Below are 10,670 nucleotides of genomic sequence, written 5' to 3' on the forward strand. Positions count from 1 at the left end.
CACCGCGCACGGGCCGTTCGCCGTCCGCGGCCCGTTCACCTGGATGCCGCCCGCGGTCGATTCCGCCCCGTACGATCCCGCTCATGAACCAACCCATGCCGCCGCAGCAGCCCTATCAGCAGCAGTACCCGCAGCAGGGTCCCGGCCAGCAGTCGTATCCCCCGCAGGGCCAGGCCCCCTACCCGCAGCAGGGCCAGCCGCAGCAGGCTCCGGCTCCGCAGTTCCCGATCCTGGTGTCCACCATGAACGATGTGCCGGGTCAGGAGATCGTCCGGGTGATCGGTGAGGTCGCGGGGCTGACCGTGCGCAGTCGGGGTCTCGGCGCGAATTTCGCGGCGGGGTTCCGGGCGTTGGGCGGCGGCGAGATTCACGAATACACGCAGCTGCTGTACCAGTCTCGGCACGAGGCGATCATGCGGATGTGCCAGCACGCGATGGCCTACGGCGCGAATGCGGTGATCGCCATGCGCTTCGACTGCAACGAGATTGCCAACACCATGAGTGAGGTCGCCGCCTACGGCACCGCGGTCGTGGTCAAGCCCGCCGGGGAGTAATCAGGGCGGTCAGTGGTGCAGCACCTCGACCTCGCGGACCGGCTTCTTGCGGCCGAATTTGGCGCGCAGGGGGTAGATCGCCATGACCGCCAGGAGGCTGACGGTGGAGGCGATGAGCTGGTTGCGCTGGTCGGGGTTGCGGGCCATGGCGACGAAGACGGCGAACAGGGCGATGATCACGGCCCAGCTGATGTAGGGGTAGCCCCACATGCGGTAGGTGAGAGCGGCGGGGTCCTCGCGGCGGAGGCGGGCGCGCAGGCGGAGCTGGGAGAACATGATCGCCACGTAGACGAAGGCCAGCACCACGCCGATGGAGTTCACCAGGAAGGTGAAGACCTGGTCCGGGGAGACGTAGGAGGCGATGACCGCGCCCCAGGCGGCGATGGTGCCGAGCAGGACGGCCCGGGCGGGGACGCCGCGCTTGTTGAGTTTCACCAGGGCGGCGGGGGCGTCGCCGTCGCGGGTGAGGACATAGAGCATGCGGGAGGAGACGTAGATGGCCGAGTTCAGCACCGACAGCACCGCGGTCAGGATGACGACCTGCATGATGGTGCCCGCGGCGGGGATGCCGATGTGTTCGAGGGCGCTGACGAAGGGGCTCGTCAGCACCTTGGCGTCGTTCCACGGCAGGATCGTGACCACCAGGAAGATCGAGGCCACGTAGAACAGGCCCACCCGCCACAGCACGCTGTTGGTGGCCCGGGTGACGGCCTTGGCCGGTTCCTTGGTCTCGGCGGCCGCGACGGTCACGATCTCGGTGCCGCCGAACGCGAACATCACCACCACGATTGCCGAGAAGATGCCGGTGACCCCGTTGGGTGCGAAACCGCCATGGCCGGTGAGGTTCCCGAATCCGGACTGCGACCCGGGCCAGAGCCCGAGGACCCAGGCCAGCCCGACCGCCAGGAAGCCGACGATGGCCACCACCTTGATGGAGGCGAACCAGAACTCGAACTCGCCGAACGACTTCACCGACAGCAGGTTGACGGCGGTCATGATGATCAGCAGTCCGGCCGAGAGCACCCACTGGTCCAGGTCGACCCAGGTGCCGAGGATGGCCGCCCCGGCCACCGCCTCGGCGCCGACCAGGATGACGTAGAGGTACCAGTACAGCCACCCGACGGTGAATCCGGCGAACGGGCCCATGGCCAGGCGCGCGTACTCCCCCATCGATCCGGCGACCGGGCGGGCGACCACCATCTCCCCGAGGGCGCGCAGCACGGCCAGCACCACCAGCCCGGCGGCCGCGTAGGACAGCACGGCGGCGGGCCCGGCGGTCTGGAGGACCGAACCGCTGCCCACGAACAGGCCCGCGCCGATCGCCCCGCCGATGCCGATCATGGTCATGTGGCGGCGTCGGAGCCCGGTGCGCAGCCCCTGTGGCTCGGGTGGCGTGGCGTCGATGCCCGCCGTCAGCGTGCCGTCCGGCCCCGTCACGCGCGCCTCGACCGGTTCCGACATCCGACCGCCACCTTCTTGTGTTGCCCATAAATTGCCAGCCCACCCTATCGGGCCTGGTCAGCCGGGGAAAATCGCCTCCGGAACCGAGCTGGACCCGCATCGGCCCGCTTCCCGAATCCGCTTCGCCGCCAGCCGCTTCCATGGCGGGCGTACCGTCGGAAGGTATGACCGAGACTCAGCGCGGCCGAGTACGCGTCGAACCGAGCGCCAAGCGGGTACGCGCCTACCTCGGCGGTCACCTGGCCGCGGACACCGTCACTCCGACGCTGGTGTGGGAGTCCCCGCACTACCCCACCTACTACCTGCCGGTCGCCGACCTGCGGGCCAAGCTGGAACCCAATGGCAAGACCCGCCCGTCCCCCAGCCGCGGCACCGGCACCGAGTTCGATGTGGTGACCGACGGCGTCGTGGCGGCCGGGGCGGCCGTCCGGCACCTCGATTCCCCGCTTCCGGAACTGCGTGACCTGGTGAAACTGGATTTCCACGCCATGACGGAGTGGTTCGAGGAGGACGAGCCGATCTACGTGCACCCGCGCGACCCCTACACCCGGGTGGACATCCTCGGCAGTTCCCGGCACGTGCGGGTGGAACTGAACGGCCAGGTGCTGGCCGATTCGCACGGCCCGCGCATCCTGTTCGAGACCGGCCTGCCGGCGCGCTACTACGTGCCGCTCACCGATGTCCGGATGGACCTGCTGACACCGTCCGATACCGAGACGCACTGCCCGTACAAGGGCACCGCCGAATACTGGTCGGTCCGGCTCGGCGAGGAGGAGTTCCCGGACCTGGTCTGGATCTATCGCACCCCGCTGCCGGAGAGTCAGAAGATCGCCGGGCTCGCCTGCTTCTACAACGAGAAGATCGACCTGTGGATCGACGGCGAACTCCAGGCCCGACCGAAGACCCCGTTCAGCTGAAACCCTCAGTCCCCCAGGATCTCCGACACCAACCGGGGTAGCGCGACACCGATCGGGTCGCGCACGATCTCGGCGGCGTACTCGTCGTACGGGGTCGGCTCGGCGTTCACCACGACCAGGTCCGCGCCCGCGTCCACGGCCACCGCGCACATCGAGGCCGCGGGCTCGACCTGGAGCGTACTGCCCACGGCCAGAAAGATTTCCGCGGTCTCGGCGATCTGCACGGCCGCCCGGATCGCATCCGAATCCAGGTGCTGCCCGAACATGATGGTGGCCGCCTTGAGGATGCCGCCGCACTCCGGGCAGGCGGGATCCGAGTCCCCGGCGGCGACCTTCTCCAGGGTGGCCGCCATGGAGTCGGTGAATTCGCAGTCGATGCAGACGACTTCGAACATATTGCCGTGGATCTCCACGACCGTGTCCGACCCCGCCCGTTGATGCAGCCGGTCGATGTTCTGCGTGATGATCCCGACCTGCCGCTCCGCCGCCAGCCTGACCAGCGTGCGATGCGCGGCGTTCGGGGTGGCCGTCCAGGCCGGATTGTCGCGGCGCGCCAGCCAGGCCCGCGCCCGCAATTCCGGATCGGCCACATAGTTCTGATAGGTGGAGAGCAGTTCCGCGACCGGATCCTCGGTCCAGACCCCGCGCGGCCCACGGAAATCCGGAATCCCGGAATCGGTGGAGATGCCCGCGCCCGTCAGTACCCCGATCGGCCCCTTGCGTGCACGCCAGTCCGTCACGCCTGCCAGCCTAGGCCGCCGCGCCGTCCTTCCGCCTCCGGATTCACCGGCCGTTCAGCAGCCCACCCGTCTCACACCGCGATGACCGCGGGCTGATCCTCCGCGCGCCGGTACTGCCCGGGCGCCAGCCCGTATTCGCGTTTGAACGCCTTCGCGAACGCGAATTCGCTCTGGTAGCCGACCTTCCGGGCGACGGTCGACAACGGGGTGTCGGACTCCCGGAGCAGTCGCGCCGCGGTGAGCATGCGCCACCGGGTGAGGTAGGACAGCGGCGGCTCACCGACCGTGGCTGTGAACCGTCGGGCCAGGGTGGCCCTCGAAACACCCGCCACGGCGGCGAGTTCAGGTACCGCCCAGCCCCGCTCGGGCGCTTCGTGCATGGCGCGCAGGGCGGTCGCGACGGCCGGATCGGTGAAGGCCGCGGCCCAGCCGGTCGGCGCGTCGGCCCGATCGTCGAACCAGGCGCGCAGCGCGAACAGCAGCAGGGTCTCCAACAGGGCCGGGATCGCGGCGTCGGTGCCCGCCCGCGGTTCGGAGATCTCGGCGGCGAGCAGGTCCACCGCTCCGCGCAGGGCGGGGTGGCGGCCGGGACGGGCGGGGAGATGGATGAATTCGGGCAGCTCGTCCAGCAGCGGGTGGCTGCGCTGCCGCCCGAGTTCGTAGGCCCCGCAGACCAGCACGCAGCGCGCGCCCGGCCCGGCGATCTCCCGCGGCTCGCCCGGCCGCGCCTGCTCGGTGACGGCGCTGTCGAGACTGTCCACCAGCAGGTGGTCGGCCCCGCGGGGCATGAAGATCACATCGCCGACGCCGAGGGCCATCGGTTCCCCGTCCGGCGGCACCAGCCAGCACGAACCCTGCAGCACCACATGGAATCCCGAGCCGGGCACCACCGGATACGCGCGGCCCCACGGCGCGTGCCGCACGAACATGCCGGAGGTGGGGTGACCGGTCCGAATGGCGGAGATGGCTTCGCTGAGCAGGTCCACGCTTCGACCATACAGCTCAGGAATGAGCGTCTCGGGCATCGATTACGAAGTTCGAAGCATGCATCCGCTCGCCACAGCGTGGTGATTCTCGCGCCGCCCCGCATCCCGGGGCACCGGGAAATACAGTGAACCGATGAGCGACGACCGTCCGAAACTGGCCGTGGAATTGGATCTTCAGCCGCATCCCGAGGGTGGCTGGTATCGCGAAACCTGGCGCAGCCCGGTGGAATTCACGCCGGAGGACTATCCGGGGCCGCGGGCGAGCGGCACCGCGATCTACTTCCTGCTGCTGCCGGGTGAGAAGTCCGCGCCGCACACGGTGGCCTCGGACGAGATCTGGTTCTGGCATCGGGGTGGTCCCCTGCTGCTGAACATCGGGGGTGAGGAGATCGTCCTCGGACCCGATGTCGAGCAGGGGCAGCGCCCCCAGGCGGTGGTTCCCGGCGGGATCAGCCAGGCCGCCCGTCCGGCGGGAGACGACTACGCACTGGTGAGTTGCGTCGTCTCCCCCGGATTCGACTTCGCCGACTTCCGGCTCGACTGAGGGAATTTCCACTCTTCAGTTCACGTGCCCGCCGCGCTTTCGCGCGGCGGGCACACTGCAAGTGGAACCCGGTGGGTCGACCGACTTCAGTCGTCGATCCCGAGAAGTCCTTCGGCGACCGCGTGGTCGATGGTCTTCTCGAGGTTCGGGCACGAGTCCGGCTTCCCGGTGGTGGGCCCGGACTCGGCCAGCTTGCGGAAGACGGGGCAGGTGGCGGCCGGGTCGGTCGTCCACTGCACCGTCTTCTGGTTGTGGCTGTGCTTGCGCACCTGCACCTGGGTGCCGCAGGTCTGACACGCGATCGGGGTCAGACCGGACTCCATGTAGTGCTCTTTGTCGACGACCGTCTGGGCGCGCACCTGCGCTCGCTGTTCCGGCCGGTCCGCGAAATCGGGTGCCTTCGCCCAGGTGGTCATCAGGCGTTCGCCTCCTGCGCGGCGGCCGCTTCGGCCTCCGCCTTCTTGCGCAGGTTCTCCTCGACCTCGAGACCCCACTGCTCGTTGGCCTTGGAGGTGTCGATCTCGAATTCGAAGCGCTGCGTCATCTTCGGGTCGATGTCGGCGACATCGACGTAGAACTGCTCGTACCAGCGACGCAGCTGGTAGACCGGGCCGTCTTCCTCGGTCAGCAGCGGGTTGTCGATCTTGGACTTGTGCTTCCAGATCTCGACGTCCTGCAGGAAGCCCTCGGACACGCCCTCGGTCATCTTGGCGGCGAACTTCTCCGCCTGCTCCTCGGGCAGCCCCTGCGGCTTCTGCAGCGACACACCCCATTGCAGCACGAACGAGTCCTGCGAGACCGGGTAGTGGCAGTTGATGAGGACCGTCTTGACCTCGAAGCCGCTGTAGATGTTGAGCAGCGGGTTGATCATGTACGACGGGCCGAAGTACGACGCCTCGGACTTGAGCAGCACGTCGATGCCGTTCGCGGCCGCCTTGCCGATGTCCGGGCGACCCTTGGTCTCGAGGTACTGGGTGGCGACGTGACCCTCGAGGACGTTCTTGAAGTACGTCGGGAAGGCGTAGTGGATATAGAAGAAGTGCGCCATATCCACGACGTTGTCGATGATCTCGCGGCAGTTGGAGCCCTCGATCAGCAGCGAGTGCCAGGTCCAGTCGGTCCAGCCGTCGTTGAGGCTCTCCGACGGGGTGCCGTCGGCATTGGTGTACGGACCCTCGATGTAGGGGATCGTCACCTCGTCCGAGGGCGGGTTGCCCTCGTGGTCGTGCCACACGTACAGCTGACCGTTGCGCTCGAGCGTGATCCACGCGCGGGTGCGGGCCAGCGGCGGCACGCGGCGGGCGTACGGAATACCGGTGCACTTGCCGTCGCCGCCCCAGCGCCAGTCGTGGAACGGGCATGCGATGGAGTCGCCCTTGACCTCACCCATGGAGAGGTCGCCGCCGAGATGGCGGCAGTAGGAGTCCAGGACCTTCAGTTCACCCTGGCTGTTCATGAAAACGACCAGCTTGGTGCCGAAAATATTGACCGAGTGCGGCTTGCCGTCCCGGAAGTCCTTGGCCAGGCCTACACAGTGCCAGCCCCGGGCGAAACGGGTGGGCGCGGAGCCCACGTCGATCTCGCGGACCTTCCCTCGGGGCCCTTGGGGGGTTGTCGCCATTTCCTGATCCTCCTATGGATGTACTAGAACACGTTACAAAATCGGCTGGCCGTTTGCCAGCGATAGGACCAACTACCAGGATGGCGTCTCTCTGAGCTGGGCGTGAACCGCGTTCTCGACAGGAATAAGAACGTGTTCTACTCTCAGGGGCAAACGAAGACCGCTTCCGGTACCAGCACCAGGCAGGAGCAACTGGCGAGATGACGCAAGAAGTAGTTGAGCGGGTCGAGGCGCTGCTGCCCACCCTGCGTGAACGCGCCCAGGAGACCGAGGATCTGCGCCGCCTTCCGGACCAGACCGTCAAGGATCTGCAGGCGACCGGCTTCTTCAAGCTCGTGCAGCCCAAGCAGTGGGGCGGCTACGCGTGCGACCCGGTGATCTTCTATGACCAGGTCCGCAAGCTGGCCAGCGCCTGCGGTTCCACCGGCTGGTGTGCCGGCATCCTCGGCATCCACAACTGGCACCTGGCGCTGTTCGACCAGAAGGCCCAGGAAGAGGTCTGGGGCAACGACACCGAGGTCCGGATCTCCTCCTCCTACGCCCCGATGGGCGCGGGTGTGGTGACCGAGGACGGCTCGGGCTACATCGTCAACGGTTCGTGGGCCTGGTCCTCGGGTTCCGATCACGCCGACTGGGTCTTCGTCGGCGGTCCGGTCATCAAGAACGGCAAGCCGGTCGACTTCGGCTCGTTCCTGATCCCCCGCAGCGAGTACGTCGTCAACGATGTGTGGCACGTGGTGGGCCTGCGCGGCACCGGCTCCAACACCGTCGTGGTCAAGGACGTTTTCGTTCCCAAGCACCGTTTCCTCAGCATGCGGACCATGGGCGAACTGAAATCGCCTGGCCTGGAACAGAATACCGATCCGCTGTACAAGATGCCGTGGGGCAGCATCCACCCCGCCACCATCACCGCGCCGATCATCGGCATGGGTTACGGCGCCTACGAGGCCCACGTCGAGCACCAGGGCAAGCGCGTGCGCGCCGCCTTCGCCGGCGAGAACGCCAAGGACGACCCGTTCGCCAAGGTCCGGATCGCCGAGGCCGCCAGTGACATCGACGCCGCCTGGCGTCAGCTGTCGGGCAATATCGCCGACGAGTACGCGTGCATCGTGGCCGGCAAGGACGTCCCGTTCGAGATGCGTGCCGCCGCCCGCCGCGACCAGGTGCGCGCCACCGGCCGCGTGATCGCCTCCGTCGACCGCCTCTTCGAGGCCGCCGGCGCCACCGCACTGGTGGAAGGCACTCCGCTGCAGCGCTTCTGGCGTGACGCCCACGCCGGCCGCGTGCACGCCTCGCAGGATCCCGAGCGCGCCTACGTCATGTACGGCACCCACGCGTTCGGCCTGCCGGTCACCGACGGAATGGTGTAATCCGTGACCGCCGTAGAGGAAATCACCTACGAGTCCACCTCGCGCTTCGCGCAGGTGCGACCGGACCTGAAGCTGCACTACCACGAGGCGGGCGTCGGCAACGGCCCCACCATCGTGCTGCTGCACGGCGGCGGTCCGGGCGCGAGCTCCTGGTCGAACTTCGCCAAGAACATTCCGGTGCTGGCCAAGGACTTCCACGTCCTCGCCGTCGACCAGCCCGGCTTCGGACAGTCCGACAAGCCGACCGAGCACCCGCAGTACTTCGTGCACTCGTCCTCGGCGCTGAAGGACCTGCTCGACACCCTCGGCATCACCGATCGCGTTCACCTGCTGGGCAATTCGCTCGGCGGCGGCGCGGCCACCCGCTTCGCGCTGGACTACCCGGACCGCGCCGGCAAGCTGGTGCTGATGGGCCCGGGCGGCCTGTCCACCAACCTGTTCGCGCCGGACCCGACCGAGGGTGTGAAGCTGCTGTCCAAGTTCAACTTCGAACCCACGAAGGAGAACCTGGAGGCGTTCCTGCGGATCATGGTCTTCGACCAGTCGCTGATCACGCCGGAACTCGTCGAGGAGCGTTTCGCCTCGGCCTCGCAGCCGGAATCCCTGGCCGCCACCCGCGCCATGGGCAAGTCCTTCGCGGGCGCCGACTTCGCCAAGGGCATGATCTGGCGCGACGCGTTCAAGCTGCGTCAGCCGGTGCTGATGATCTGGGGCCGCGAGGACCGCGTGAACCCGATCGACGGCGCGCTCGTAGCGTTGAAGATGGTGCCGCGCGTGCAGCTGCACGTGTTCGGCGGTTGCGGGCACTGGGCGCAGCTCGAGAAGTTCGACGAGTTCAACCGCCTGGCAACCGACTTCCTGCTCGGCGTCAAGGAGAAGTGACCATGATCAAGGCGCTCGGTTATATGCGCATCGAGGCCACCGATATGGCGGCCTGGCGCGAATACGGCCTCAAGGTGCTGGGCATGATGGAGGGCTCCGGCAACAACCCGGACGCGCTCTACCTGCGCATGGACGATTTCGCCGCCCGCCTGGTGATCGTGCCCGGCGAGCAGGACCGGCTGCTGGTCTCGGGCTGGGAGGTCACCGACGCCCGCGGCATGCAGACGCTGCGGGAGACGCTGGACAAGGCCGGGGTCGCCTTCACCGAGGGCACCAAGGACGAGCTGGCCGAGCGCCGGGTCGAGGGCATGATCCGCTTCCAGGACCCGGCCGGGAACACCCTCGAGGCGTTCTACGGCGCGCAGTACCTGGGCCGCCGCTTCGTGAGCCCGTACGGCCACAAGTTCGTCACCGCCGAGCAGGGTCTGGGCCACGTGGTCCTCACCTGCACCGACGATGCCGCGGCGCAGGCGTTCTACCAGGACGTGCTGGGCTTCCGCCTGCGTGACTCCATGCGTCTGCCCCCGCAGATGGTGGGCCGTCCCGCCGACGGCGATCCGGCCTGGCTGCGCTTCTACGGCTGCAATCCGCGCCACCACGCGCTGGCGTTCCTGCCGCTGCCGAACCCGACCGGGATCGTGCACCTGATGGTCGAGGTGGAGAACTCCGACGATGTCGGTCTCTGCCTGGATCGCGCCAACCGCAAGAAGGTCAAGATGTCGGCTACTCTCGGCCGACACATCAACGACAAGATGCTGTCGTTCTACATGAAGACGCCGGGCGGATTCGACATCGAATTCGGCTGTGAGGGACTCGAAGTCGACGATCACTCGTGGATCGCGCGGGAGTCCACCGCGGTCAGCCTGTGGGGCCACGACTTCAGCGTCGGATTCAAGTAGCGAGCACGGACAGGGGCGGCCGAACAGTGACCGAGGCAGAATTGACCACGAACGCGACCACCGACGGGCACCCCGTCATCGATGGCCGGCAGTTCCGGAATGTGCTGGGGCAGTTCTGCACCGGCATCACCGTCATCACCACCTTCGACGGCGAAGGTGACGAGCGGGCGCCGATCGGCTTCGCGTGCCAGTCGTTCGCCGCCCTGTCCCTCGATCCGCCGCTGGTGCTCTTCTGCCCCACCAAGGAGTCCCGCTCCTGGAAGGCGATCGAACGCAACGGCAGTTTCGCCGTGAACATGCTGGCCGAGGAGCAACAGCCGGTGTGCGCCCGCTTCGGTTCCCGCGAACCCGACAAGTTCGGCGGAATCGACTGGCACACCTCGGAACTGGACCTCCCGGTTTTGGACGGCGCGTTGGCCACGATCCAGTGCACTGTGGACAACGTGCTCGACGGCGGCGATCACTACATCGTGATCGGCCGGGTACAGGCCCTGTCGGAGTCCACCGACTCCGGCAGGCCGCTGCTCTTCTACCGCGGCCAGTACACGGCCATCGAACCGGAGAAGACCACCCCCGCCCCCTGGCGCGCCGACCTCGAACACTTCCTCACCACCACCACGCTCGACACCTGGCTGTGAGGCGGGTTCCTCCGGAACCCTGGCGATAGACAAGGCCCCTGTGGATTTCATCCACAGG

The 10,670-nt window shown here is 67.6% G+C and carries 12 protein-coding genes; 7 read left to right on the top strand and 5 right to left on the bottom strand.

What is annotated here, in order from left to right; translation table 11 throughout:
• The first annotated feature begins 83 nt into the window (after nucleotides 1-83).
• Complete coding sequence (locus tag ACFV4K_RS31765; RefSeq protein WP_379279912.1) at nucleotides 84-554, top strand: YbjQ family protein; 471 nt, start codon at nucleotides 84-86, stop codon at nucleotides 552-554.
• 9 nt (nucleotides 555-563) lie between these two features.
• On the opposite strand, the gene ACFV4K_RS31770 is transcribed toward ACFV4K_RS31765, so the two are convergent.
• Nucleotides 564-2,015 (bottom strand): amino acid permease, encoded by a 1,452-nt coding sequence (locus ACFV4K_RS31770; protein ID WP_379279913.1) that lies wholly within the window; start codon nucleotides 2,013-2,015, stop codon nucleotides 564-566.
• A 164-nt stretch (nucleotides 2,016-2,179) separates the two neighbouring features.
• On the opposite strand from ACFV4K_RS31770, the gene ACFV4K_RS31775 reads away from it, so the two are divergent.
• A complete protein-coding gene (locus ACFV4K_RS31775) occupies nucleotides 2,180-2,932 on the top strand; it encodes a DUF427 domain-containing protein (protein WP_379279914.1) in 753 nt (250 codons plus the stop codon).
• 5 nt (nucleotides 2,933-2,937) lie between these two features.
• On the opposite strand, the gene ACFV4K_RS31780 is transcribed toward ACFV4K_RS31775, so the two are convergent.
• Complete coding sequence (locus ACFV4K_RS31780) at nucleotides 2,938-3,672, bottom strand: NAD-dependent deacetylase (RefSeq protein ID WP_379279915.1); 735 nt, start codon at nucleotides 3,670-3,672, stop codon at nucleotides 2,938-2,940.
• A 71-nt stretch (nucleotides 3,673-3,743) separates the two neighbouring features.
• Nucleotides 3,744-4,658, bottom strand: coding sequence for an AraC family transcriptional regulator (locus ACFV4K_RS31785; RefSeq protein ID WP_379279916.1), 915 nt, complete (start codon nucleotides 4,656-4,658; stop codon nucleotides 3,744-3,746).
• A gap of 133 nt (nucleotides 4,659-4,791) precedes the next feature.
• Here ACFV4K_RS31785 and ACFV4K_RS31790 point away from each other — a divergent pair, with 133 nt between their 5' ends.
• Entirely contained in the window at nucleotides 4,792-5,202 is a 411-nt protein-coding gene (locus ACFV4K_RS31790) for a cupin domain-containing protein (RefSeq protein ID WP_379279917.1), read from the top strand.
• 86 nt (nucleotides 5,203-5,288) lie between these two features.
• Here the strand turns inward: ACFV4K_RS31790 and ACFV4K_RS31795 are convergent, their stop codons facing one another.
• Together ACFV4K_RS31795 and ACFV4K_RS31800 are read right to left on the bottom strand one after the other, a co-directional pair.
• Nucleotides 5,289-5,618 carry a hypothetical protein gene (locus ACFV4K_RS31795; protein ID WP_357089840.1) on the bottom strand — a complete coding sequence of 110 codons (330 nt, stop codon included), beginning with the start codon at nucleotides 5,616-5,618 and terminating at the stop codon, nucleotides 5,289-5,291.
• Entirely contained in the window at nucleotides 5,618-6,823 is a 1,206-nt protein-coding gene (locus tag ACFV4K_RS31800; RefSeq protein ID WP_379279918.1) for a Rieske 2Fe-2S domain-containing protein, read from the bottom strand. Before ACFV4K_RS31800 ends, ACFV4K_RS31795 begins: the two co-directional genes overlap by 1 nt.
• A 200-nt stretch (nucleotides 6,824-7,023) precedes the next feature.
• Here ACFV4K_RS31800 and hsaA point away from each other — a divergent pair, with 200 nt between their 5' ends.
• The 4 genes from hsaA to hsaB are packed head-to-tail and all read left to right on the top strand — an operon-like array spanning nucleotide 7,024 to nucleotide 10,612.
• Nucleotides 7,024-8,193, top strand: coding sequence for a 3-hydroxy-9,10-secoandrosta-1,3,5(10)-triene-9,17-dione monooxygenase oxygenase subunit (hsaA, locus tag ACFV4K_RS31805; RefSeq protein WP_357282809.1), 1,170 nt, complete (start codon nucleotides 7,024-7,026; stop codon nucleotides 8,191-8,193).
• A 3-nt stretch (nucleotides 8,194-8,196) separates the two neighbouring features.
• Nucleotides 8,197-9,075 carry a 4,5:9,10-diseco-3-hydroxy-5,9,17-trioxoandrosta-1(10),2-diene-4-oate hydrolase gene (hsaD, locus tag ACFV4K_RS31810; protein ID WP_357089847.1) on the top strand — a complete coding sequence of 293 codons (879 nt, stop codon included), beginning with the start codon at nucleotides 8,197-8,199 and terminating at the stop codon, nucleotides 9,073-9,075.
• Nucleotides 9,072-9,974: an iron-dependent extradiol dioxygenase HsaC gene (gene hsaC / locus ACFV4K_RS31815; protein ID WP_379279919.1), complete on the top strand. Its 903-nt coding sequence runs from the start codon at nucleotides 9,072-9,074 to the stop codon at nucleotides 9,972-9,974. The genes hsaD and hsaC overlap by 4 nt, the downstream gene beginning before the upstream one ends.
• 41 nt (nucleotides 9,975-10,015) lie before the next feature.
• Nucleotides 10,016-10,612 carry a 3-hydroxy-9,10-secoandrosta-1,3,5(10)-triene-9,17-dione monooxygenase reductase subunit gene (gene hsaB, locus ACFV4K_RS31820; protein WP_379279920.1) on the top strand — a complete coding sequence of 199 codons (597 nt, stop codon included), beginning with the start codon at nucleotides 10,016-10,018 and terminating at the stop codon, nucleotides 10,610-10,612.
• Nucleotides 10,613-10,670: the final 58 nt, after the last annotated feature.

Source organism: Nocardia sp. NPDC059764 (genome assembly GCF_042732555.1).
Classification (GTDB): domain Bacteria; phylum Actinomycetota; class Actinomycetes; order Mycobacteriales; family Mycobacteriaceae; genus Nocardia.

Excerpts from the sequence above, each read along its gene's own strand:
- ACFV4K_RS31765 (WP_379279912.1), top strand. The coding sequence starts at position 84 with ATGAACCAACCCATGCCGCCGCAGCAGCCCTATCAGCAGCAGTACCCG.
- ACFV4K_RS31770 (WP_379279913.1), bottom strand. The coding sequence starts at position 2,015 with ATGTCGGAACCGGTCGAGGCGCGCGTGACGGGGCCGGACGGCACGCTG.
- ACFV4K_RS31775 (WP_379279914.1), top strand. The coding sequence starts at position 2,180 with ATGACCGAGACTCAGCGCGGCCGAGTACGCGTCGAACCGAGCGCCAAG.
- ACFV4K_RS31790 (WP_379279917.1), top strand. The coding sequence starts at position 4,792 with ATGAGCGACGACCGTCCGAAACTGGCCGTGGAATTGGATCTTCAGCCG.
- ACFV4K_RS31795 (WP_357089840.1), bottom strand. The coding sequence starts at position 5,618 with ATGACCACCTGGGCGAAGGCACCCGATTTCGCGGACCGGCCGGAACAG.
- ACFV4K_RS31800 (WP_379279918.1), bottom strand. The coding sequence starts at position 6,823 with ATGGCGACAACCCCCCAAGGGCCCCGAGGGAAGGTCCGCGAGATCGAC.
- hsaA (WP_357282809.1), top strand. The coding sequence starts at position 7,024 with ATGACGCAAGAAGTAGTTGAGCGGGTCGAGGCGCTGCTGCCCACCCTG.